The sequence below is a fragment of the Halosimplex halobium genome (genome assembly GCF_051414055.1).
GTDB lineage: Archaea > Halobacteriota > Halobacteria > Halobacteriales > Haloarculaceae > Halosimplex > Halosimplex halobium.
Map to the genome: position 1 here is coordinate 372,659 of NZ_JBLKNX010000001.1, position 22,431 is coordinate 395,089.

Sequence of the window (22,431 nt, forward strand, 5' to 3'; positions counted from 1 at the left end):
CCGGGGAGTCGTCCGGCCCCGTCAAATATCTTGTCGCACTCCGTTGCGCTCGCAAGCAGCACGATCGTCGCCGTGCCCGCCGAGCAGCCACTTCAGCAGTAGCTCCGAACCCGCTCGCGGAGCGCGTCGGCGGCCCCGCGGCGCTCGTCGGCGTCGACCCCCCCGCAGGTCGAACCAGGGGTCGAAGTTCACCATCGCGTGGGTCTCGACGAGCAGCGCGTAACAGTCCCGGTTGCGGCGGAACTGTTCGACGACGCGGGCCGGCCCGCCCTCGCGGTAGCCCGCGAGGAGCCCCGCACGGATCCGCTCGCTGTCGTCCGGTTGGTCGGGCAGCAGCGGCCAGTGGCCGCCGGCGAGGCTGTGCTCGACGAACGCCAGGTCGTAGGCCGGCGTCGCGGCGACGGGGAACTCCCAGTCGAGCAGGCCCGTGACCGCGCCGCTCTCGGGGTCGACCAGCGAGTTGTCCAGCGACTGGTCGACCCGGCAGAGCGCCGGCCGGAACTCGCCGGCGAGGTCGTCGACCGCCGCGTCGAGCGCGGGCACGACATCCCCACGCAGGTCGGCGAACCGGGAGTCCACGAGCGCGTCGTCCAGTCGCTCGACCTCGCCGCGGAGGTAGTCGATCCAGTCCTCCGCGGGACCGTGGACGGTGACCGACGCGGGGTCGGCGCCCGGGCGGCCGCCGTCGAGCGACCCGTCGTGGTCGACGCCGACGAACCCGTAGGCGTCGACGGCGTCGAACCGGTGGAGGTCGGCGAGGAGTCGGCCGGTCGAGCGGCCGAGTTCGCGGACCGCTTCGGGCGAGAACTCCGGGAGCGCCGTCCGACTGTGGTTGGCGCCCGGGAGCACCGACGCGAGGAACGCCGGCGCCGGCAGGTTCGGGTCGTCGTCGACGACGCCGAACACCGCCGGGACGGGGAGGTCGGTGTGGGCGCCGAGGACGGCGAGGACCCGCGCCTCGTCGTCGCAGACGGGGTCCTGGTCCGGGCGCGTCGCCTTGAGGACGCACTCCCGGGGCCCGTCGGGCGTCGCCACGTCGAGGAAGTAGACGACGTGGGAGCCGTCACTGGCCGGCGTCGCCGACTCGACCCTCCAGGTCGGCCGGATACGGTCGAGCAGTTCGGTGATCTGTGCGTGCGGGATCGTTCGATCGGTCATTGTCGGGTGTCGTGGCTGCAGTGTCGGTCTGCGGGCGCGCCCGTCCGCAGCGACCGCGGACGGACTGACGGCTGTCGGGTCAGAGAACGCAAGAACGCCGCCGGCCGCCGCTATCGAGCGCGGCGGCCGGCGGCAACCGGAGCGGCGAACGAGCGACTATCGCGGATTCGAGCGGCGTCGCGCCGTCACCGGTCCGGTCAGCAGTCCGAGTTCATTGGCGGCGATCCGGTGGGGTTCGAAAAAAGTGTTCGGGGGATGTGTGAGTGCCCACCACGGTTTGGCGGAGGGCCGTCCGAACGGAGGTAGCGTCCGCCCTTTTGACCGAAGGTAGCATCCGGCGCAAAGCGCCGGTTCGCCGTCAGAGCACGCTCTGACGAGCCCGCAGTCGTTCGCGGTGCTCACTCCTGCGGACACCGGACGCGAGCGAACGAAGTGAGCGAGTCGTCCGGCCTGTCTCGTGAGAGTAGCGAACGAGACCTCGTCAGAGCTTGCTCTGACGGTGTTTTCACCCATGTTTTTGGCGATGGGGTTCCCCGCAGGTCGCCGAAGGCGACCGAGGAAACCCCATCGCGAAAAAGATGGTCTCAGAATTCGTCGACGGGTTCGGGGACGACGCCTTCCTCGTCGTCGCCGCCGGCGAGGTCGTACTCTTCGCGGAGTTCGTGGATACGGTCGCGGATGTCGGCGGCGAGTTCGAACTCCAGGTTGTCGGCGGCCTCCTCCATGCGCTCCTCGAGGCGCTCGATCGCGCGGGCGGCCTCCTCGTCGTCGTCGGGGTCCATCGAGGAAGCGCCGTCGGTGTCGGTCTTCGACCCGGGCAGCGAGGACTCGCCGATCTCCTTGTCGATCGTGGTGGGTTCGAAGCCGTGTTCCTCGTTGTACTCCTGCTGGATCTCCCGGCGGCGGTTGGTCTCCTCGATGGCCGCCTCCATGGCGTCGCTGGGGTCGTCGGCGTAGAGGACGACTTCGCCGTTGACGTTCCGTGCGGCGCGCCCCATCGTCTGGACGAGGGTCGTCTCCGAGCGGAGGAACCCCTCCTGGTCGGCGTCGAGGATGGCCACGAGCGACACCTCGGGGATGTCCAGCCCCTCCCGGAGGAGGTTGATCCCGACGAGCACGTCGATGTCGCCCAGTCGGAGCGACCGGATGAGTTCGTGCCGTTCGAGGGTGTCGGTCTCGTCGTGCATGTACTCGACGGCGACGCCCGCCTCTTCGAGGTACTCGGTGAGGTCCTCGGCCATCCGCTTGGTGAGCGTCGTGACCAGAACCCGCTCGTCGCGCTCGACGCGCTCGTCGATCCGGTCGAGGAGGTCGTCGATCTGCCCCTCCGCCGGCGAGACCTCCACGGCTGGGTCGACCAGGTGGGTCGGCCGGACGATCTGCTCGACGACCTGGTCGCTGACCTCCCGCTCGTAGTCGGCGGGCGTAGCGGAGACGTACAGCGTCTTGTCGGTCTTCTCCTCGAACTCCTCGAAGGTCAGCGGGCGGTTGTCGTAGGCCGTCGGGAGGCGAAAGCCGTTGTCGATCAGCGACTCCTTGCGGGAGCGGTCGCCCTCGAACTGCCCCTTGATCTGGGGGATCGTCTGGTGGGACTCGTCGATGACGGTGAGGAAGTCGTCGGGGAAGTAGTCGATGAGGGTGTAGGGCGGGTCGCCGGAGTCGCGCTCGGAGAGGTGGACGGAGTAGTTCTCGATGCCCGAGCAATAGCCCGTCTCCCGCATCATCTCCAGGTCGAAGGTGGTCCGCTCGTCGATGCGCTGGGCGGCGACGTGGTCGCCCTGGCGCTCGAAGTACCGCACCCGTTCCTCTTTGAGCTCCTCGATCTCCTCGATGGCCCGCTGGAGCCGTTGCTCGGGGATCGAGTAGTGTTCCGCCGGGTGGATGAGGACCGCCGGCTCGGACGACTCGACCTCGCCCTCCAGCGGGTCGACCTTCAGCATCCGGTCGATCTCCGACCCCCAGAACTCGACGCGGACGGCGTAGCGGCCGTACATCGGATAGATCTCGAGGGTGTCGCCCCGCACGCGGAAGGTGCCCTGCGTGAAGTCCACGTCGTTGCGCTCGTAGTTCAGATCGACCAACCGCGAGAGCACCTCGTCGCGGTCGATCTCCTGACCGACTTCGAGTTCGAGGCTCATGTCGACGTAGTTCTGCGGGTCGCCCAGCCCGTAGATCGCGGAGACCGAGGCGACGACGATCACGTCGTCGCGGGTGAGAAGGGAGCGCGTCGCGGAGTGGCGCAGGCGGTCGATCTCGTCGTTGATCGAGGCGTCTTTCTCGATGTACTTGTCGGTCTGTTCGACGTAGGCCTCGGGCTGGTAGTAGTCGTAGTAGGAGACGAAGTACTCGACGGCGTTGTCGGGGAACAGCTCGCGGAACTCCTCGTAGAGCTGGGCGGCCAGGGTCTTGTTGTGGGCGATGACCAGCGTCGGCTTCTGGATCTCCTCGACGACCCAGGAGACGGTGTTGGTCTTGCCCGACCCCGTGACCCCCAGCAGCGTCTGCTTGTCCATGCCCTGCCGGAAGCCGTCGGCGAGTTGCTCGATGGCCTCCGGCTGGTCGCCCGCCGGTTCGAACGGCGCGTCGACCCGGAACTCGCTCTCGGCGTCCGGCCTGTCCGGCGACAGGGGACCCTCGGTGTCGCTCATCACTCGGGAGTAGGCGCGGACGAACTTGAGGGGTGTGGTCCACCATCTTTTTTCACGGGGGCGTCGTCGCGAGCCAGTCGGCTCGCGCCTCGAACCCCGTCAAAAACACGGGTGAACATGGCCGGACGACTCGCTCCCTCCGGTCGCTCGCGTCCGGTGTCTGCGGGAGTGAGCACCGCGAACGACCGAAGGGTCGTCAGCGGTTGCTCTGGCGGCGAACCGGCGCCTCCGGCGCCGGATGCTTCCTGCAGGTGGGTGTTTTGCGGTGCAGTCGGCGCGCACTGTCGCGCGAGGTCTTCGTGAACTTGTGAGCGAAGGCTCGTCAGAGCGTACTCCGACGGTGGATGAGTCGTCGCACGTCGCAGGCGCGCGGAGTGCAATCGGCTGGGGAGGTTCGTGGCCGTCCGCGGTTGCCGTGCGGGGCAGTCTGCGGTGCTGTCCTGGCAGACTGAAAGGCGAGGCGCGAGCGCGCCGAGGGCTTTCAGCGCTTTCCGTGTCCTGCGGTTGCGGTCACTGATACGAGGGTGGCGAGGATTTCCATCCCGTCGTCGAGCGCGGTCGAGAGACGCGAAAACCCCGGACCGCCACGAGGCTTATCCCGGTCGGCCACCTCGTTAGAACAGACCGATGGGCATCTTCAACAGGCTCGGCCGGGAGGTCGAGGAGTTCAAGCAGAGCGCCAAGCAGGCGGCCGAGGAGCGCCACGACTACCGATGCGAGGCCTGTGACGCGCGCTTCTCCACCGACTACGAGGAGTGTCCCGACTGCGGCGCCGAGGCGGTCGTGGCAGCGACGGACGACGAGTAGAACTCAGCGCTCCCGAACCACGACGAACTCAGCGAGGTCGCGCAGGTAGTCCATCGCCTTCGAGTCCGCGGCGTCGACGGCGGCGAGCGCGTCGAGTGCGGCCTGGGACTGCTCGTGGGCGCGGTCGTTGGCCTCGTCGGGAGTGAGATCCGCCACCTGCACGAGCGACGGCCGCTCCATGGCGGCGTCGTGGCCGGTGGGCTTGCCGAGGTCCTCGGCGTCGGCGGTGGCGTCTAACACGTCGTCGCGCATCTGGAAGGCGACCCCGACCCGCTCGGCGTACTTGCCGAAGTTCTCGACCGTGTAGGCGTCCGCCTCGGCGGCGATCGCGCCGAGTTCGGCCGCGGCGCGGAACAGGGCGCCGGTCTTCCGCCGGGCGAGCTCCATGTACTCCTCCTCGCTGGTCGGCCGGGCGACGAGTTCGGTCGCCTCGCCCTCGCCGAGTTCGACCATCGACTCGGAGACGGCCTGCATCGCCCGCTCGTTCGCCGAAAAGAGGGCGAAGGCCTCGCCGAGCAGGCCGTCGCTGGCGATGATGGCGGGGCCGTGGCCGAACTCCGCCCACGCCGAGGGCGTCCCGCGGCGCAGTTCCGACCGGTCGATGATGTCGTCGACGACCAGCGACGCGCTGTGGACGAGCTCGATGCCGACCGCGAACTCGACGGCGGTGTCGATATCGCCGCCGAGCGCCTCGCAGACCAGCACCGTCACCGTCGGCCGCACCCGCTTGCCCCCCGACAGCACCACGTGGCGAACCTCGTCGCCGAGTTCGTCGGGCTCGACGCCGTCGAGGACCGCCTCCAGCCGCTCCTCGACGCGCTCCCGACGAGACTCCAGGTACTCCATCGCCCCACGCTTAGGAACAGCCCCGCAAGTAGCTGACGAAACCGCCCCTGTCCGGCCGGCAGTGGCTACCCGGGCTTCGCGGGCGTCTTCCGACTCGGCAGTCGTCCCCGCCGCTCTACGAATCGGCGGCGGTCTCGCCCGGTACGTCGGCCGCTCCGGACCGGGTCGCCCGCGCCTCCGAGGGTTCCGCAGCGAGGGCGACGAGCGGACTCGCGCCGATCGCGGCCGCGACGGCGGCGAAGCCCATGACGAAGAGCACGAGGCCGAACGGGGTCGACGCGAAGGGGACGTAGACGGCGCCCGCGACGAACCAGCCAGTCAGCGCCACGGCGGCGCCGAACAGCACCGGGCGGAGCCCGCCGCCGGCGCGGTACTCCGCGAGCGCACGCCCGACGAGCAGCCCCCCGGCGAGGGGGAGGTGATAGACCGCCAGTTCGACCGCCGATTCGAATACGACCGGGTCGCCCAGCAGCCCCTCCAGCGCGGCGTACGCGCCGCCGACGGCGGCCAGCGAGGCGACGCCGAGGGCGGCCGCGCCCCGGAGGGACCGGAGTAGCCGCGGCGCGACCGTCCCGGCTCCGCCGGCGACGAGGTACGTGGCCGCGAGACCGACCAGCCACTCTCCGGGGGACACCACGGGGACGGCCACGGCCGCGAGCCCGCCGAGCGCGGCGACCTGCTTCGGCTGCACGCCCCGCCCGGACGACAGCAGGCCGCCGACTCCCGCGACGACGACGAACAGCACCCCCGCGAAGACGAACGCGGTCGGCACGACGAAGCTACCGAGGTTGCCGAGCCAGAGCGGCGCGCTCGATAGCGCCGTCGCGCCGGCCACGCGCCAGCCGGCGGTCTCCGGGTCGCCGTAGACGACGTAGAGGTCCTCGTAGAACACCGGGCCGTGTTCCTCCGCCGTCGACCCCCGCCAGGTGACGCGCCCGCCGTCGACCGTCGGCGTCGCCTCGGGCGGCGCGTACTCCGAGTCGACCGCCCCGGCGGGGTCGTTCAGGACCGTCGCGCCCGGCGGCCCGACGAGCGTGAACTCGTCGACGTCGAGGATCCACCCGCCCTGGACCCCGTCGGAGTGGAAGTAGTCGACGACGAGCGTCCCCAGCCGCCGCGTCCCCGCGTCGGGGTCGGTGAACCGGACCGTGACCGACCGGCCCTCGACCGCGACGGACTCGACGGTCAGCGACCCCTCCTCGTAGACGTGGGGCAGGCCGTGACCCTCCCGGACGGCCGCCCGAGCGACCGACTCGGCTGCGTCCGGTTCGGCGAGCGCGTCGGCGTCCGCCCCGTCGAGCCGGTTGGTCACCGTCCACGTCGCCGAGCCGTTCGCGTGGACCCGGACCGTCGCCGTGCTGTTGGTCACGGTCACGTCGTAGCCGCGGTCGTCGGCTGCGTCCGCGAAGCTCGATCCGCAGGCCCGGCAGACCGGGTCGAGCTGTGGGCTGGCGACCCCACCGGCTGCGGTCACGGCCGCCAGCACCACGAGCAGGCCGACGGCGACGAGACGCCGCGACATACCGGCCGGATGGCCCACCGCCGGTAAATGTCTTCTGCGTACCACGTGCTGGATTGCGCGGTCGCCGCCGCGTTCGCCGCTCCGGCCGTCGATCAGGCCTCGTCGAAGACGCTCTCGCCGTCGAGCGCGTACTCGGCGACGGTGTCCTGGTCGACGGTCACGCCGAGGCCGGGCTCGTCGGGCAGTTCGATCCGGCCCTCGTGGAGGATGTCCTCCTCGATTACGTCCGCCCACCAGTCCACGTCGCGGGCGTGGTACTCCAGCGCCAGGAAGTTCGAGGCCGCGGCGCCGACGTGGGCGCTGGCCATCGTCCCGACCGGCGAGGCGACGTTGTGCAGGGCCAGCGGGATGTGGTAGGCCTTGGCCATGTTCGCCATCTTCTTCACCTCGTGCATCCCGCCGTTTTTCGGCACGTCCGGGTGGAACACGTCGACGCCCTGGTCCTCGACCAGCCGCCGGGCGCCCTCGACGCGGTAGACGTTCTCGCCGGCGGCGATGGTCACCGCCGACTCGTCGGCGGCCTTGATCTGCATGTCGTCGTTCTCCGGCGGGACCGTGTCCTCCAGCCACCACACGTCCGTCGGGTCCAGCTGGTCGGCCAGCCGCCGGACGGTGTCGGTCGTCCAGCTCCAGTGGCAGTCGAAGGCCACGTCGGCGCGGTCGCCCACCCGGTCGGTCACCGTCTCGACGATCTCCGCGCGGTACTCGATGGCCCGCCCGTTGAGGTGCTTGTTTCGCGGGTCCTGGACGTGCCTGTCGGGGCTGTCCAGGTCGAACTTGACGGCGTCCCACCCCTCGTCGAGGACCTCCTCGGCCGCGTCGGCGTAGGCCTCCGGGCGGTAGGCCGACTCGTCGCCGCCCTCCATCGCGTCGTGGAGGTGCTCGCCGGCGTGGACGTCGCAGTACACTCGCACCTCGTCGCGGTGTTTCCCGCCGAGCAACTGGTAGGCCGGCACCTCCAGCAGCTTCCCCGCCAGGTCGTGCAGCGCGATATCGATACCCGACAGCGCCGTGACGCCGACGCCGTTCATCCCGCCGAGATACGAGGTCCGCTCGTACAGCTCGGTCAGCCGCGCGTCGACGTCGACCGGGTTCTTCCCGACGAGGTACTGCTTCGCGAAGTCGATGTAGGCGTCGGCCGCCGGCCCCAGCACGGCCTCGCCGGTGCCGGTCACCCCCGCGTCGGTGTACACCCGAACCAGCGTCCACTCGAACGTGGTCCCGATCTTCGTCGTCTGTACGTCCGTGATCGATACGTCCCGTGCGTCCTCGGGGACAGGCATGTCACCTCATCGCGAACCTCGATATAAAACGGTCCGCATAGCGGAAGGACCGGCCGTCGCTCGACGCGGTCTACGGACCCGGTACCCGCAAGATGCTACCCGCCGAACTCCTCGGTCAGCGCCGGCACCACGTCGAACAGGTCGTCGACGATCCCGTAGTCGGCGATGTCGAAGATGGGCGCGTTGGGATCCTTGTTGATCGCGATTATCGTGTCCGCGCCCTTCATCCCGGCCACGTGCTGGACCGCGCCGGAGATCCCGACGGCGATGTACACGTCCGGGGTGACGACCTTCCCGCTCTGGCCGACCTGGCGATTCTTGGGGAGCCAGCCGTTGTCGACGACTGGCCGGGAGGCCGAGACGGTGGCGTCCAGCGCCTCAGCCAGGTCCCAGATGATGTCGAGGTTGTCCTCCTCCTCGATGCCCCGGCCCACGGAGACGAGCACGTCCGCCTCGGCGATGTCTACGTCGCCGCCGGCCGCCTCCTCGAAGCCGGTCACCGTCGAGCGGACGGCCGATTCGTCGATGCTCACGTCGAACGGTTCGACGGCCGCGTCGCCGCCCTTCGGCGCCTTGGGCCACTCGGCCGGCCGGAGCGTCACGGCCGCGCGGTCGGCGTCGACCTCGACGGTCGTCTCGACCTTCGAGCCGTACATCTCGCGGGTGACGACCAGCCGGTCCTCGACCGTCAGGTCGACGGCGTCGGTCACCAGCGGCAGGCCCAGCCGCTCGGCGACCGCCGGCGCGTAGTCGAGGCCGTTGACGGTGTGGGGGACGAGGAGGTAGTCCGGGTCGAGTTCGGCCGCCAACTGCTCGACGGCCTGGACGTACACGTCGTGGTTGAACTCCTCGCCGTAGTCGACGGTGTGGACGGCGTCGACGCCCTCGCGGACGAGTTCCTCGCCGAACGATTCCACGTCGCCGCCGACGACTGCCAGGTGGAGTTCCGAGTCGGTCGCCTCGGCCACCTCGCGGCCGGCACCGGCGAGTTCGTGGCTCACGTCCCGCAGTTCGCCGCGGCGGTGCTCGGCGACGGCCAGCACCGTCATTGGCCGGCCCCCCGTTCGCGGAGGACCGCGGCGAGTTCACCCGCCGTCTCGTCGGGGCCGCCCTCGAAGACGGTCGCCTCGCCCTCCGACTCGGGTTCGTAGGTGGCCGTCCGGCGCAGCGGCGTCTCCAGCGCGCCCTCGTCGAGCCCCAGGTCGGCGAGGGTCTTCACGTCCAGCGGCTTGTTCTGGGCCTGACGGATGCCCCGCAGGCTGGCGTAGCGGGGCTCGTTGATCCCCGTCTGGATGGTCAACACGGCGGGCAGCTCCACGTCGGTCAGCTCCTCGACGCCGCCCTCCAGCTCGCGGTGGACCGAGGCGACGCCGCCCTCGGTGTCGAGGTCGAGCTGGTTGACGACGGCGGCCCACTCGTCGCCGAGCTTCTCGGCGAGGGTCACCCCTGTCGCGGCGAAGCTGTCGTCGCCGCTCTGGACGCCCGACAGTATCAGGTCGGGGTCCTCCTCGCGGGCGACGGCCGCCAGCAGGTCGGCCTTCGTCTCGGCGTCGAGCAGGTCCCGCTCGGCGATCGCGTCGTCCCAGACCCGGACGGCCCGGTCGGCGCCCTTCGCCAGCGCCTTCCGGATGGTCTCCTCCGAGCGCTCGGGACCGACCGTGACGGTGACGACCTCCACGTCGTCATCAGGTTCCTCCTGATTGCCCGCCGAGCTCTGCTCGGCGCTGTCGCCCGCCTCCGCGATCTGGACCGCCTCCTCGACGGCGTAGTCGTCCCACTCGTTGAGTTCGTAGGTGAGGTATCGCTCGTCCACGTCGAGCCCGTCGATCTCGAACTCGTCGTCGACGACCGCCACGTCCGTGACTGTGACGAGGACCTTCATACCCCGTGAGTTGGCCCGGTCGGCGGTTAAACGTTTCCGAGGGGCGGGCCGTTGTTCGGCGTTTTCGCCGCGAAACGTGCCCCTACCGGGAGAACGCTCGCCCTACTCGGAGTCGAGGTCGGTCACGTCCTCGTCGGGGAACGAGATGAGGTTCTCCCGGCCGATCCGGAGCTTGTCGATCCGGTCCTCCTCGTCCATCGCGGAGAGCAGCTGCGACACCTTCGCGTTCGACCAGCCCGTCTCCTGGACGATGGCCGCCTGCTTCATCCGCCCGCCGTTCTGCTCGATGAGGCGCTCGACGCGCTCCTCGTCGCTGAGCAGCTCCTCGTCGATCCCGTCGTCCTCGTCGTCGGCCCCGTCGGCCGACGCCGCGTCCGTGTCGTCGGTGTCGGCCGCGTCCGTCGTCCCGCTCGCTCCCGCGGCGGCGCCGGCGGCGGCTCCAGCCCCGGCGTCCCCGGTCGCGCCGTCGGCAGCCGAACCGGCCGCCGCAGACGACGTGTCGCCCGCGGATCCGACGCCGCTCGCCCCGCCGGCGCTCGCGTCCGCCGTGGCGCCGTCTCCGGCCGCCGTCCCCGCGTCCGGGTCGGGACCGTCGCCCGTGCCGATGAGGCCGCCGAGGCCGTCGTCGTCGCGGCGCATGTACGCGACGAGGAGCGCGGCGCTCGCGCCGCCGACGACGACGACGGCCACGAACGGCAGCGCGCCCGGGAGGACGCCGTCGCCGTCGCCGTCACCGCCGGGACCGACTCCCCCGGTTCCGGTACCCGTCCCGGGGTCGTCGGGCGTCCCGGTCGCCGTCCCCGTCGGCGGCCGACTGTCCGTCGGTGTCGCCGTCGGGGCGTCGCCCGAGTAGACGATCCACGGGCCGCGGTCCCCGAAGTCCTGGGGACCCTCCCACCTGGCGACTCCGGCCGAGAGGTCCGACGCCGCGGCCGGGCCGCTCGTCGGCGCGCTGCTGACGCCGTACCCGCTGGGCGGGACGACGACCAGCGTCTCGCTCGCCGCCAGCGAGGGGAGCCACACGCCCGAGGTGGTGTTGAACGCGTCGTCGATGGCGAGGCGGTCGCCGTCCGTCTCACCGAAGTTCGTCCACGTGAACGTGACCCAGACGGCGCCGGTCCCGTTGTGCAGCGCGTGGTGGCGCTCGACGTTCCTGACGACCATCTCCCGGCCGGTCGCCCGGCTGGCGTTGGACGCGCCCTCCACGAACGTGTCGAGGGCGAGCGGGCTCTCCGTCTCGTTGAAATCGTCGACGAAATCGCGGAAAGCCGCCCGCTCGTCGGCGGTATCGATCGAGTCCGAGATCACGGTCTTCACCCGCCAGCGGGCGTCGCCGTCGGCGGCCACCTCGATCCGCATCTCGATCTCCCCCTCGTCGAGCGACCCCTCGTGCGGGGCGACGCTCGCGCCGACCGCTCCGGGGTGGCCGGCGGGACTCGCGGCGGTCCCACCCCCGGCCACCGCGGCCGGGACGGCCCCGACAGGGAGGAGCAGGAGGACAGTGACGACGACGGCGAACGACCGCGGGGACATACTCGACTCATTTCGGGCGGAGCGGAAAACGCTTTTCATTAAAACGTCTCCGTTGCTTTTGAAACGTCTACGGCCCTCTCCGCGTCTCGCGGCGGTATCGGGAGTAGATGGGTTTTTGTAACCGGGGACGAAAGAGGATAGGCGATGCCTTCGAACCGCCCGTTCCTCCTCGCGGTCCTCGCCCTGCTCGTCGCGGCACCGGCGACACAGGCGGTCGCCGCCGGGTCGCTCCCCGTCACCCCGGGGTCCGCCACCGAGCGCGCGCCCGAACTGTCCGGCGGGTCACCGACCGGCGTCTCGGTCGGGGCCAGCGCCACGACCACCCTCGCACCGGGGACGAACACGTCGAGTTACCTCGGGCTCAGCGACGAGGCCGTCGAGGCGGCCGACCACGAGCAGGCCGGACTGAACGTCGGCGGCGCCCTCCAGCGCGACGTGGCCGCCCTCCGCGCCGAGTACGCGTCGCACACGTTCGAACAGCGGTACGGGAACACGACCGGCGAGCGCGCGCGGCGGGCGCTGCTCCACGAGGAGGTCGCCCGCCTCGCCGAGCGCGTCCAGCAGCTCGAACTCCGGCGCAACCGGCTCATCGACGACTACAACGCCGGCGAGATCGGGACCCGTGAGTTCCTGCGTGAGCTGGCGGCGCTCGACGCGAGCGCCCGCGCCGTCGACGACCGGTTCACCCGGATCCGGAACGCGGCCGGGCTGGAGCTGCCCTCGGACCTGGACACGAAGATGACCAACCTCGAGGGCGACCTGCTCACGCTGTACGGGCCCGTCCGCGAGCAGGTGGGCGGCGCCATGGCCGGCGAGCGCGCGCCCGTGCCCGCCTACGCCGTCACGTCCCAGACCGGGATCGTCCTCGCGTCGATCGACGGGTCGCAGTTCCGCCGCGAGGCGTACCTCGGCCAGAACCGCGAGCAGATCGGCCGCAACCAGTTCATCACGGACGACTCGCCCAACGGCGTCGGCACCGCCGTCCGGCGGATGACCGAGCTGTACCCGTGGGCCAGCGCCAACGCCCGCTCCGGACCGGACGTCCAGGGGATCGGCAACACCTCCATCTACTACGTGGAGCTGCGCCACCCCCACGGCTCGCTCGGTACGTACCTCGACGGCCGCTCGGAGTCGTCGTTCCGCGAGTTCCAGACCAAGTCACTGGAGGACGTTCCCCGGACCGCGACGACCAACACCAGCGAGGGCGTCGAACTGACGGTCAACCGCACGCACGCGACCGGCCCGATGCAGGTCCTCGTCACCGACGAACTGACCGGCGAGCCCCTCGCCGCCAACGTCACGGTCAACGGCCACCGGCTCGGGTCGACCGGCGCCGACGGCGAACTCTGGACGCTCACCCCGAAACAGGCCGTCCGCATCGAGGTCACGACTGCCGGCGGCCGCACCGTCGACGAACGCTTCTTCGCCCGCTAGGTCGGACCGACCGGTCTACCCGTTCCGCTCGGGTGTCCTCGGTCACTCCGCGCACGGCTTCGCCGTCCGCGTCGGTCCCTGCGGGCACCGCTCGCGCAAAAACGTGGGTGAAAAAGCGCTCGCTCCGCTCGCGGAGCTACTCGGGGACTTCCGCGACCGTCGTGATCGCCACTTCCGGACTGTAGGAGGGGCCTGCATCCACGTTTTTCCGCTCGGGTGTCCTCGGTCACTCCGCGCACGGCTTCGCCGTCCGCGTCGGTCCCTGCGGGCACCGCTCGCGCAAAAACGTGGGTGAAAAAGCGCTCGCTCCGCTCGCGGAGCTACTCGGGGACTTCCGCGACCGTCGTGATCGCCACTTCCGGACTGTAGGAGGGGCCCATCGTCACGTGGCGGAACTGCTCGTAGCCGGCTTCGTGGAACATCCGGTCGGCCTCGTCCTCGCCGTAGAACAGCATGAACGCGTCGGCGAGCTTCTGGAAGACGGTGTTGGAGGGGTAGTTCGGGCCGACGATGAGGACCTGCCCGCCGGGTTTCGCGATGCGGCGACACTCCGCCAGCGCGGCGACGGGGTCGGGCCAGTACTCGATGGAACCCGACGACCACACCACGTCGAAGGTGTCGTCCTTGAAGGGGAGCCGCTCGGCGTCGCCGCGGTAGAAACTGACGGGGTCGTGCTTGCCGAGTTTCGCCCAGGCCTTCTCCATCTGGTGGACGCTCTGGTCGAGGCCGTGGACGTTGTCGGTGTGTTCGAGGATGCCCTCGGTGGCGAAGCCGGTGCCACAGCCCACGTCGAGGACGCGGTCGTCGGAAGCGATGTCCACGAGATCCAGCGCCTCCGTCCGCATCTCCTCGGTCCAGATGAACGGGTTGACCTGGTCGTACACCTTCGAGAGGTACTTGTAGAAGATCCGGGCGCGCGTCTTGTCCTGGACGGCCATTGGCGGCCGTTGGTCCCAGATCGGCATAGTTCCCCCGTTTTCCGACGCCTCGACCGCGAGCGTCGCCGCCCCGGCCGTCCCGTCGCGACCGCGTGGGGCCGTTCCAGCGGCGCTCCGGCCGGGGTCACTTCGCAACTACCAAATAGGCCCTGAACGGATCTCCCCACGATTAGCAAATGCCAAGGCCAGAGGTTCTCGACCGAGTCAAAGACGCCGAACAGGAGGCGGACGAGATCGTCGCCGAGGCCGAGGAGGACGCCGAGGAGACGGTCGCGGAGGCCCGCGAGGAGGCCGACGAGATCCGCGAGCGGGCCCGCGAAGAGGCCGAAGCCGAGGCCGAAGAGCGGCTCGAAGACGCGCGCGAGGAGATCGAGGCCGAGCGCGAACGCATCCTCGAAGAGGGTGCCGAGGAGCGTGAGGCCCTCGAGGCGCGCGCCGAGGAACGCAAGGAGGAGGTCGTCGAGTACGTGGTGACACAGTTCGAGGAGGCGGTGCATGCTCAGACCTAAGCGGATGAGCAAGGTGTCCGTGACCGGGGCGCGCTCGGTCATGGACGACGTCGTCGAGGCGACCCACGACCTGAACGTCCTCCACCTCAGCGAGTACGAGGGCCACTGGGACGGCTTCGAGAACGGCGACCCGATGGAGGGCGGCGACGAGGCCTCCGAGAAGCTCGTCACCGTCCGCTCGCTGCAGTCGATCCTCGGCGTCGAGGACGACGACGCCGGCCCGAGCCGCATCCTGAAGGACGAACAGCTCGAGAGCGAGCTCGCGGAGGTCCGGACGGAGGTCAACGAGCTCGACGACCGCCGCTCGGAGATCGAGAACGAGCTCCGCGACGTGCGCGAGCGCATCGACGCGATGGAGCCGTTCGCGGCGCTGGGCATCGACCTCGACCTGCTGTACGGCTACGACTCGCTGGCCGTCCAGGTCGGCGAGGGCGACGCCGAGTCCGTCGAGCGGGCGCTCGACGATCTGGACGCCGCCTCGGAGGTCTTCGCCGGCGACGGCGTCGTCGCCGCGTTCGCCCGCACGGACGAGGACACGCTCCAGAGCGCGCTGGTCGAGGCCGACGTCTCGGCGCTCGACGTCCCCGACGGCGAGGGTGACCCCGAGGAGTACCTCGACGAGCTGCGCCACGAGGAGCAGAAGCTCGAGTCGAACCTCTCGACGGTCGAGGGCCAGCTCGAGGACCTGCGCTACGACGTGGCCGGGTTCCTGCTGGCCGCCGAGGAGAAACTCGCCGTCGAGGCCCAGAAGGCCGAGGCGCCGCTCTCCTTTGCGACGACGGACAACGCCTTCGTCGCGGAGGGGTGGCTCCCGACCGAACGGGTCGAGGAGTTCGAACAGGCCGTCAACGAGGCGGTCGACGGGCACGTCCACGTCGAGGAGCTCGAAGTGGCCGCCTACGACCGTCACGGCCACGGCCACACCGAACACACCACCCCCGAGACCGAGCAGGCGGCGGGCATCAGCGCCGAAGCGCCGGCCGAGGCGGCCGACGACGACGAGGAGTCGGAGGCGGACGCCGAACCCCAGCAGGCGCGCGCCGACGGGGGGACCGTGACGATGGGCGGCGACGACGACCCGCCGGTCGTCCAGGACAACCCCTCGACGATCAAGCCGTTCGAACTGCTGACGAAGGCCGTCGGGCGCCCGAGCTACTCGGAGTTCGACCCGACGATACTCCTCTTCCTGACGTTCCCGCTGATGTTCGGGTTCATCATCGGGGACACCGGCTACGGTCTCATCTACACCGCGATCGGCTACTACATCTACGCGAACTTCGATTCGGACGCCTTCGAGAACCTCGGTGTCATCACCATCGCGGCCGGGGTGTCGACGACGGTGTTCGGCATCCTCTACGGCGAGATATTCGGGCTGCACATCCTCGGTGAGCAGCTGTGGGTCAACGGCCTCGGCATGTCCCACCCGCCAATCGAGAAGGGCCTGTCGCCGGCGACGAGCTACTGGGCTCGCGCCTGGTTCGTCGTGAGCGTGCTGTTCGGGATCCTCCACCTCAACGCGGCGTACGTCCTCGAGTTCGTGGAGAACTACCAGCTCCACAACGCCAAGGAGGCGGTCATCGAGAGCGGGTCGTGGATCCTGGCGCTGAACGGCCTCTGGCTGTTCATCTTCAGCCGCGCGTTCGACGGCGTCAAGCCCGCGTTCATCTTCGAGGTGCTCAACCGGGGCGAGGGCGCGGCGTTCCACCTCGGGTTCGCCGGCTTCCCGGCCGAGGTCGGGATGGCCGGCGGCGCGATGGTGCTCGGCGGGATGGTCCTGCTGGCGCTCGGACCGACCCACGAGCTCATCGAGATCCACGTCGTGCTGGCCCACGCGCTGTCGTACCTGCGGATCGCCGCGGTGCTGCTCGCCAAGGCGGGGATGGCCTTCGCGGTCAACCTGCTCTTCTTCGGCGCCTACCAGCACCACGGCGAGTTCCACTACATGCTGAGCTACGGGCCCCAGTACGTTCAGAACAACTACGAGGGCGCGTCGGTCATCTTCGGCGGGATGCTCCACGGCAGCCCGGCGATGCTGGTGTTCGGCGTGCTCGTGCTGGTCCTCGGGCACCTCGTCGTGCTCATCCTCGGGGTGACCTCCTCGGGGATCCAGTCGGTCCGCCTGGAGTACTTCGAGTTCTTCGAGAAGTTCTACGAGGGCAACGGCGAGACCTACTCGCCGTTCGGTCGCGAGCGGGTCTACACCCGCGACCAGTAGGCCGCCCCGCTCCGCGTTTCTGCCGCGCGGTTTCTCGTCCCCGGGCAGCCGTTCGGCCGGCCCCGCGACGGGCGAAAGATGTGCGGACTAGGCGCATCTGCCGACGGATTTGAGAACCTTTATGACCTGCATAGAGCAAACGTCACCCTGTACGGAAACCAACCCCGGAACTCATCACAACAATGCTCGCAACCATCTCACAGCTGGCCGAAGTCGTACTGCAGCAGGGCGGTCCCGCACTCAACAACCAGGGCGCAGCGGCGATCGCGGTCGGTCTCGGGGCGCTCGCGACGGGCTACGCGCAGCGCGGCATCGGGTCGGCGGCCATCGGCGCCGTCGCCGAGGACGACGACATGTTCGTCCAGGCGCTGATCTTCACAGCGCTCCCGGAGACGCTCGTCATCATCGCGTTCGTGACGATCTTCATCGCGCAGTAACCGCACCGAGAACCCCCTTTCACTACACATGAGCCTCGATACAGTCGTAGAGGACATTCGAGACGAGGCCCGCGCACGTGCGGAGGAGATTCGGGCCGACGCCGAGGCACAGGCGACGGAGATCATCGACGAGGCCGAAGCCGACGCCGAGGCCATCCGCGAGGAGCGCGCCGAGGAGGTCGAGGCCACGATCGAGCAGGAGCGCGAGCAGATGCTGTCGAGCGCGAACCTCGAGGCCAAACAGGAGCGGCTCGGCGCCCGCCGGGACGTGCTCGAGGAGGTCCGCGCGGCCGTCGAGGACGAGCTGGCCGCCCTCGGGGGCGACCGCCGCGAGGAGCTGACGCGGGCCCTGCTGGACGCCGCCAGCGAGGAGTTCGACGACGCCGCCGACGTGCAGGTGTACGGTCGGGCCGACGACGAGGCGCTGCTGACCGACCTCGCCGAGGAGTACGGCTACGAGTACGGCGGCGAGCGCGAGTGTCTCGGCGGCGTCGTCGTCGAGAGCGAGTCCTCGCGGGTCCGGGTCAACAACACGTTCGACTCGCTGCTGGAGGAGGTCTGGGAGGACAACCTCCGGGAGATAAGCGCCCGCCTGTTCGAAGACCAATGAGCGCGCCCGACTACGAGACCAGCAACTACGAGTACGTCAACGCCCGGGTCCGGTCGCGCCGGGCGTCGCTGTTCGACGACGACGACTACCGGAAACTGGTCCGGATGGGCCCCGGCGAGATCGCCCGCTTCATGGAGGAGTCGGAGTACGAGACGGAGATGAACCGCCTCGGGGCCCGCCACGACGGGGTCGACCTCATCGAGTACGCGCTGAACCAGAACCTCGCCAAGCACTTCGAGGACCTGCTCCGGTGGTCGGAGGGGCGACTGTACGACTACGTCGTCCGCTACCTCCGGAAGTTCGACGCCTGGAACGTCAAGACGGTGCTGCGCGGCGTCTACTCCGAGGCCGACACGGCCGACGTCGAGGACGACCTCATCCGCGCCGGCGAGTTCTCCGAGGCCCTGCTCGGACGGCTGGTCGAGGCCGAGTCCGTCGAGGACATCGTCGCCGCGCTGGAGGGAACCATCTTCGAGGACCCTCTCGTGGCGGCCATGGAGGACTACGAGTCGACCGGGCTGCTCGTCCCGCTGGAGAACGCGGTCGACCGGACGTTCTACGAGACGCTCATCGAGGGGCTGCCCGAGAACCCCGACCGGCCGACGGGGCTGTACGTGCAGTTCCTGCGGGCGGAGATCGACTTCCGGAACGTCCGGAACGTGCTGCGGCTCGCGCGGACGGACACGGACATGGACCCGGCGGAGTACTTCATCGAGGGCGGGCGGCTGTTCGACGCCGAGGAGCTGCGCCAGCTGGTCGACGACGAGGCGGCGCTGGTCGAGCGGATCCGCGACAGCACCTACGGCGACGACTTAGACGAGGCGCTGCGGGTGCTCGAGGAGGCCGACAGCCTCATCGAGTTCGACCACGCGCTGGACGCGGCGCTGCTGGCGTACGCCGACACGCTTTCCAACCGCTATCCGCTGTCCGTGTGTCCGGTGCTGTCGTACGTGCTCGCCAAGGAGCGGGAGGTCAACAACATCCGCGCGGTCGCGCGCGGTCGCGAGGCGGGCCTCCCGCCGGAACAGATCCGGGACGAACTGGTGGTACGATGAGTCAGGAGATCGCCGTCGTCGGCAGTCCGGACTTCACGACCGGCTTCCGGCTGGCCGGGGTGCGGGAGTTCGCGGACGTGCCCGACGACGAGAAGGAGGAACAGCTCGACGACGCGGTCCGGGAGATGCTCGAGGACGACAACGTCGGCATCCTCGTGATGCACGACGAGGACCTCGACCACCTCTCCCGGGGCGTCCGGTCGGACGTCGAAACGAGCGTGGAGCCGGTGCTGGTCACCCTCGGTGGCGACGCCGGCTCCAGCGGACTGCGCGAGCAGATCAAACGCGCCATCGGCATCGACCTGATGGAGGAAGACTAACATGAGCCAAGCAACAGACACGACCGTTCGCGAGGACGGCGTCATCGAGAGCGTCTCTGGGCCGGTCGTCACGGCCAGGGACCTCGACGCGAAGATGAACGACGTCGTCTACGTCGGCGAAGAGGGACTGATGGGCGAGGTCATCGAGATCGAGGGCGACATCACCACGATCCAGGTCTACGAGGAGACCTCCGCGGTCGCCCCGGGCGAACCCGTCGAGGGGACCGGGGCGCCGCTGTCGGTCGACCTCGGCCCGGGCATGCTGGACTCCATCTACGACGGCGTCCAGCGCCCGCTCGACGTGCTGGAGGAGAAGATGGGGTCGGCGTTCCTCGACCGCGGGGTCGACGCCCCGGGTATCGACCTCGAGAAGACCTGGGAGTTCACCCCCGAAGTCGAGGAGGGCGACGAAGTCGGCCGCGGCGACATCGTCGGGAGCGTCCCCGAGACGCCCAGCATCGACCACAAGGTGATGGTGCCGCCGGGCGCCCTCGACGAGGGCGAGACCGCCGAGGTCGTCTCGATCGAGTCGGGCAACTTCACCGTCGAGGACACCGTCGCCGAGCTCGACGACGGCACCGAGATCCAGATGCGCCAGGAGTGGCCGGTCCGCGAGCCGCGGCCGACCGACGACAAGCAGACCCCGACCGAGCCGCTCACGTCGGGCCAGCGCATCCTCGACGGCCTGTTCCCCCTGGCGAAGGGCGGGACGGCCGCGATCCCGGGTCCGTTCGGCTCCGGGAAGACCGTCACCCAGCAGAGCCTCGCGAAGTTCGCCGACGCCGACATCGTCGTCTACATCGGCTGCGGCGAGCGCGGCAACGAGATGACCGAGGTCATCGACGACTTCCCGGAGCTGCCCGACCCCCAGACCGGCAACGCGCTGATGGCCCGGACCTGCCTCATCGCCAACACCTCGAACATGCCCGTCGCCGCCCGGGAGTCCTGCGTCTACACCGGGATCACCATCGCGGAGCACTACCGCGACATGGGCTACGACGTGGCGCTGATGGCCGACTCCACCTCGCGGTGGGCCGAGGCCATGCGGGAGATCTCCTCGCGGCTCGAGGAGATGCCCGGCGAGGAGGGCTACCCCGCGTACCTGGCCGCCCGCCTCTCGGAGTTCTACGAGCGGGCCGGCTACTTCGACAACATCAACGGCACCGAGGGCTCGATTTCGGCCATCGGGGCCGTCTCGCCGCCGGGCGGTGACTTCTCCGAACCCGTGACCCAGAACACGCTGCGCATCGTCAAGACGTTCTGGGCGCTGGACTCCGACCTCGCCGAGCGCCGGCACTTCCCGGCGATCAACTGGAACGAGTCCTATTCGCTGTACCGCGACCAGCTCGACGAGTGGTTCGAGAACAACGTCGCCGAGGACTGGCCCGAGCAGCGCCAGTGGGCCATCGACGTCCTCGACGAGGACGACGAACTGCAGGAGGTCGTCCAGCTCGTCGGCAAGGACGCCCTGCCGGAGGACCAGCAGCTGACCCTGGAGGTCGCCCGCTACATCAAGGAGGCGTGGCTCCAGCAGAACGCGCTGCACGACGTCGACCGCTACTGTCCGCCGGAGAAGACCTACCGGATCCTCGGCGCGATCCGGACGTTCAACGACGAGGCGTTCGACGCGCTCGACGCGGGCGTCCCGATCGACGAGATCACGGACATCGACGCCGTCCCGCGGCTCAACCGCATCGGCACGACGCCCGACGACGAGGTCGACGAGTTCGTCGACGAGCTCGAGGACGACATGACCGAACAACTGCGCTCCCTGTACTAACGATGAAAGAATACCAGACAATCACTGAGATCAGCGGTCCGCTGGTCCACGTCGAGACCGACGAACCGATCGGCTACGACGAGATCGTCGAGATCGAGACCAGCGACGGCGAGACGCGCCGCGGCCAGGTGCTCGACTCCTCGTCGGACCACGTGGCCATCCAGGTGTTCGAGGGCACCGAGGGCATCGACACCGACTCGTCGGTCCGGTTCCTCGGCGAGACGATGAAGATGCCCGTCACCGAGGACCTCCTCGGTCGCGTCCTCGACGGCTCGGGCAACCCGATCGACGGCGGCCCCGACATCGTCCCCGACGAGCGACGGGACATCGTCGGCGCCGCGATCAACCCCTACTCCCGGGAGTACCCCGAGGACTTCATCCAGACCGGCGTCTCGGCCATCGACGGCATGAACACCCTCGTCCGGGGCCAGAAGCTCCCCATCTTCTCGGGGTCGGGCCTGCCGCACAACGACCTCGCCCTGCAGATCGCCCGCCAGGCCTCCGTCCCGGAGGAGGAGGGCGAGGGCGAGGACACCGAGTTCGCGGTGATCTTCGGCGCGATGGGGATCACCGCCGAGGAGGCCAACGAGTTCATGGACGACTTCGAGCGGACGGGCGCCCTGGAGCGGTCGGTCGTCTTCATGAACCTCGCGGACGACCCCGCCGTCGAGCGGACGGTCACCCCGCGACTCGCGCTCACGACCGCCGAGTACCTCGCCTTCGACAAGGGGTACCACGTGCTCGTCATCCTGACGGACATGACCAACTACTGTGAGGCGCTGCGGGAGATCGGCGCCGCGCGCGAGGAGGTCCCGGGCCGCCGTGGCTACCCCGGGTACATGTACACCGACCTCGCCCAGCTCTACGAACGTGCGGGCCGCATCAAGGGCGAGGAGGGCTCTATCACCCAGATCCCCATCCTGACGATGCCGTCCGACGACATCACCCACCCGATCCCGGACCTGACCGGGTACATCACGGAGGGCCAGATCCTCGTCGACCGCGACCTCAACAGTCAGGGGATCCAGCCGCCGATCGACCCGCTGCCGTCGCTGTCGCGGCTGATGGACGACGGGATCGGCGAGGGGCTCACCCGCGGCGACCACGGCGGGGTCTCAGACCAGCTCTACGCCGCCTACGCCGAGGGTGAGGACCTGCGCGACCTCGTGAACATCGTCGGTCGCGAGGCGCTGTCCGAGCGTGACAACAAGTACCTCGACTTCGCCGAGGCCTTCGAGGAGGAGTTCGTCCAGCAGGGCTACGACACCGACCGCGACATCGAGGAGACGCTGGACATCGGCTGGGACCTGCTCTCGATGCTCCCGGAGGAGGAGCTCAACCGCATCGACGAGGAGAACATCGAGGAGTACTACCGCGAGGACGTCGAGGCGGAAGTCGCCGCCGACTGACGATTTCGTCGCTATCGCGCCTTTTTCCGGTCGCAGCTCCACGAG

Annotated in this window: 19 protein-coding genes; 10 read left to right on the forward strand and 9 right to left on the reverse strand. The window is 69.5% G+C overall.

Annotated elements, in window-relative coordinates:
* Positions 1–21 precede the first annotated feature (21 nt).
* Together ACMGFG_RS01915 and uvrB are read right to left on the reverse strand one after the other, a co-directional pair.
* Entirely contained in the window at positions 22–1,158 is a 1,137-nt protein-coding gene (locus ACMGFG_RS01915) for a phosphotransferase family protein (protein ID WP_436928662.1), read from the reverse strand.
* A 584-nt stretch (positions 1,159–1,742) separates the two neighbouring features.
* Entirely contained in the window at positions 1,743–3,806 is a 2,064-nt protein-coding gene (uvrB, locus tag ACMGFG_RS01920; RefSeq protein WP_436928663.1) for an excinuclease ABC subunit UvrB, read from the reverse strand.
* Between the two features lie 627 nt (positions 3,807–4,433).
* Here uvrB and ACMGFG_RS01925 point away from each other — a divergent pair.
* Complete coding sequence (locus ACMGFG_RS01925; RefSeq protein WP_436928664.1) at positions 4,434–4,613, forward strand: hypothetical protein; 180 nt, start codon at positions 4,434–4,436, stop codon at positions 4,611–4,613.
* 3 nt (positions 4,614–4,616) lie between these two features.
* On the opposite strand, the gene ACMGFG_RS01930 is transcribed toward ACMGFG_RS01925, so the two are convergent.
* From ACMGFG_RS01930 to ACMGFG_RS01955, 6 genes are all read right to left on the reverse strand, one after another.
* On the reverse strand, positions 4,617–5,459 hold the full coding sequence (locus tag ACMGFG_RS01930) for a polyprenyl synthetase family protein (protein ID WP_436928665.1): 843 nt from the start codon (positions 5,457–5,459) through the stop codon (positions 4,617–4,619).
* 115 nt (positions 5,460–5,574) lie between these two features.
* Positions 5,575–6,981, reverse strand: a complete 1,407-nt coding sequence (locus ACMGFG_RS01935; protein WP_436928666.1) for a hypothetical protein — start codon at positions 6,979–6,981, stop codon at positions 5,575–5,577.
* A gap of 92 nt (positions 6,982–7,073) precedes the next feature.
* The gene (locus ACMGFG_RS01940) at positions 7,074–8,264 is read right to left on the reverse strand and encodes a mandelate racemase/muconate lactonizing enzyme family protein (RefSeq protein ID WP_436928667.1); all 1,191 of its coding nucleotides are present in this window, start codon (positions 8,262–8,264) and stop codon (positions 7,074–7,076) included.
* 95 nt (positions 8,265–8,359) lie between these two features.
* On the reverse strand, positions 8,360–9,313 hold the full coding sequence (locus tag ACMGFG_RS01945) for an electron transfer flavoprotein subunit alpha/FixB family protein (protein WP_436928668.1): 954 nt from the start codon (positions 9,311–9,313) through the stop codon (positions 8,360–8,362).
* A complete protein-coding gene (locus ACMGFG_RS01950) occupies positions 9,310–10,146 on the reverse strand; it encodes an electron transfer flavoprotein subunit beta/FixA family protein (protein WP_436928669.1) in 837 nt (278 codons plus the stop codon). The genes ACMGFG_RS01945 and ACMGFG_RS01950 overlap by 4 nt, the downstream gene beginning before the upstream one ends.
* Positions 10,147–10,248: 102 nt before the next feature.
* Entirely contained in the window at positions 10,249–11,679 is a 1,431-nt protein-coding gene (locus ACMGFG_RS01955) for a helix-turn-helix transcriptional regulator (RefSeq protein WP_436928670.1), read from the reverse strand.
* A gap of 144 nt (positions 11,680–11,823) precedes the next feature.
* On the opposite strand from ACMGFG_RS01955, the gene ACMGFG_RS01960 reads away from it, so the two are divergent.
* Positions 11,824–13,113, forward strand: a complete 1,290-nt coding sequence (locus ACMGFG_RS01960) for a DUF7096 domain-containing protein (RefSeq protein ID WP_436928671.1) — start codon at positions 11,824–11,826, stop codon at positions 13,111–13,113.
* A gap of 320 nt (positions 13,114–13,433) precedes the next feature.
* Here ACMGFG_RS01960 and ACMGFG_RS01965 read toward each other — a convergent pair whose 3' ends face one another.
* On the reverse strand, positions 13,434–14,051 hold the full coding sequence (locus ACMGFG_RS01965) for a methyltransferase domain-containing protein (protein ID WP_436928672.1): 618 nt from the start codon (positions 14,049–14,051) through the stop codon (positions 13,434–13,436).
* Positions 14,052–14,227: 176 nt separating this feature from the next.
* Between ACMGFG_RS01965 and ahaH the strand changes: the two genes are divergently transcribed.
* From ahaH to ACMGFG_RS02005, 8 genes are all read left to right on the forward strand, one after another.
* Complete coding sequence (gene ahaH, locus ACMGFG_RS01970; protein ID WP_436928673.1) at positions 14,228–14,560, forward strand: ATP synthase archaeal subunit H; 333 nt, start codon at positions 14,228–14,230, stop codon at positions 14,558–14,560.
* Entirely contained in the window at positions 14,547–16,775 is a 2,229-nt protein-coding gene (locus tag ACMGFG_RS01975; RefSeq protein ID WP_436928674.1) for a V-type ATP synthase subunit I, read from the forward strand. The genes ahaH and ACMGFG_RS01975 overlap by 14 nt, the downstream gene beginning before the upstream one ends.
* A 182-nt stretch (positions 16,776–16,957) precedes the next feature.
* Entirely contained in the window at positions 16,958–17,212 is a 255-nt protein-coding gene (locus tag ACMGFG_RS01980; RefSeq protein ID WP_436928675.1) for an ATP synthase subunit C-like protein, read from the forward strand.
* Positions 17,213–17,240: 28 nt separating this feature from the next.
* A complete protein-coding gene (locus ACMGFG_RS01985; protein ID WP_436928676.1) occupies positions 17,241–17,822 on the forward strand; it encodes a V-type ATP synthase subunit E in 582 nt (193 codons plus the stop codon).
* Entirely contained in the window at positions 17,819–18,877 is a 1,059-nt protein-coding gene (locus ACMGFG_RS01990) for a V-type ATP synthase subunit C (RefSeq protein ID WP_436928677.1), read from the forward strand. The genes ACMGFG_RS01985 and ACMGFG_RS01990 overlap by 4 nt, the downstream gene beginning before the upstream one ends.
* On the forward strand, positions 18,874–19,197 hold the full coding sequence (locus ACMGFG_RS01995; protein ID WP_436908561.1) for a V-type ATP synthase subunit F: 324 nt from the start codon (positions 18,874–18,876) through the stop codon (positions 19,195–19,197). Before ACMGFG_RS01990 ends, ACMGFG_RS01995 begins: the two co-directional genes overlap by 4 nt.
* Before the next feature lies 1 nt (position 19,198).
* Positions 19,199–20,977, forward strand: coding sequence for an ATP synthase subunit A (locus ACMGFG_RS02000; protein WP_436928678.1), 1,779 nt, complete (start codon positions 19,199–19,201; stop codon positions 20,975–20,977).
* Positions 20,978–20,979: 2 nt separating this feature from the next.
* Complete coding sequence (locus ACMGFG_RS02005; RefSeq protein WP_436928679.1) at positions 20,980–22,386, forward strand: ATP synthase subunit B; 1,407 nt, start codon at positions 20,980–20,982, stop codon at positions 22,384–22,386.
* Positions 22,387–22,431: the final 45 nt, after the last annotated feature.

Excerpts from the sequence above, each read along its gene's own strand:
- ACMGFG_RS01990 (WP_436928677.1), top strand. The coding sequence starts at position 17,819 with ATGAGCGCGCCCGACTACGAGACCAGCAACTACGAGTACGTCAACGCC.
- ACMGFG_RS01985 (WP_436928676.1), top strand. The coding sequence starts at position 17,241 with ATGAGCCTCGATACAGTCGTAGAGGACATTCGAGACGAGGCCCGCGCA.
- ACMGFG_RS01950 (WP_436928669.1), bottom strand. The coding sequence starts at position 10,146 with ATGAAGGTCCTCGTCACAGTCACGGACGTGGCGGTCGTCGACGACGAG.
- ACMGFG_RS01975 (WP_436928674.1), top strand. The coding sequence starts at position 14,547 with ATGCTCAGACCTAAGCGGATGAGCAAGGTGTCCGTGACCGGGGCGCGC.
- ACMGFG_RS01960 (WP_436928671.1), top strand. The coding sequence starts at position 11,824 with ATGCCTTCGAACCGCCCGTTCCTCCTCGCGGTCCTCGCCCTGCTCGTC.
- ACMGFG_RS01995 (WP_436908561.1), top strand. The coding sequence starts at position 18,874 with ATGAGTCAGGAGATCGCCGTCGTCGGCAGTCCGGACTTCACGACCGGC.
- ACMGFG_RS01965 (WP_436928672.1), bottom strand. The coding sequence starts at position 14,051 with ATGGCCGTCCAGGACAAGACGCGCGCCCGGATCTTCTACAAGTACCTC.
- ahaH (WP_436928673.1), top strand. The coding sequence starts at position 14,228 with ATGCCAAGGCCAGAGGTTCTCGACCGAGTCAAAGACGCCGAACAGGAG.
- ACMGFG_RS02005 (WP_436928679.1), top strand. The coding sequence starts at position 20,980 with ATGAAAGAATACCAGACAATCACTGAGATCAGCGGTCCGCTGGTCCAC.
- ACMGFG_RS01930 (WP_436928665.1), bottom strand. The coding sequence starts at position 5,459 with ATGGAGTACCTGGAGTCTCGTCGGGAGCGCGTCGAGGAGCGGCTGGAG.
- ACMGFG_RS01980 (WP_436928675.1), top strand. The coding sequence starts at position 16,958 with ATGCTCGCAACCATCTCACAGCTGGCCGAAGTCGTACTGCAGCAGGGC.
- ACMGFG_RS01935 (WP_436928666.1), bottom strand. The coding sequence starts at position 6,981 with ATGTCGCGGCGTCTCGTCGCCGTCGGCCTGCTCGTGGTGCTGGCGGCC.
- ACMGFG_RS01955 (WP_436928670.1), bottom strand. The coding sequence starts at position 11,679 with ATGTCCCCGCGGTCGTTCGCCGTCGTCGTCACTGTCCTCCTGCTCCTC.
- ACMGFG_RS01915 (WP_436928662.1), bottom strand. The coding sequence starts at position 1,158 with ATGACCGATCGAACGATCCCGCACGCACAGATCACCGAACTGCTCGAC.
- ACMGFG_RS01925 (WP_436928664.1), top strand. The coding sequence starts at position 4,434 with ATGGGCATCTTCAACAGGCTCGGCCGGGAGGTCGAGGAGTTCAAGCAG.
- ACMGFG_RS01940 (WP_436928667.1), bottom strand. The coding sequence starts at position 8,264 with ATGCCTGTCCCCGAGGACGCACGGGACGTATCGATCACGGACGTACAG.
- ACMGFG_RS01945 (WP_436928668.1), bottom strand. The coding sequence starts at position 9,313 with ATGACGGTGCTGGCCGTCGCCGAGCACCGCCGCGGCGAACTGCGGGAC.
- uvrB (WP_436928663.1), bottom strand. The coding sequence starts at position 3,806 with ATGAGCGACACCGAGGGTCCCCTGTCGCCGGACAGGCCGGACGCCGAG.
- ACMGFG_RS02000 (WP_436928678.1), top strand. The coding sequence starts at position 19,199 with ATGAGCCAAGCAACAGACACGACCGTTCGCGAGGACGGCGTCATCGAG.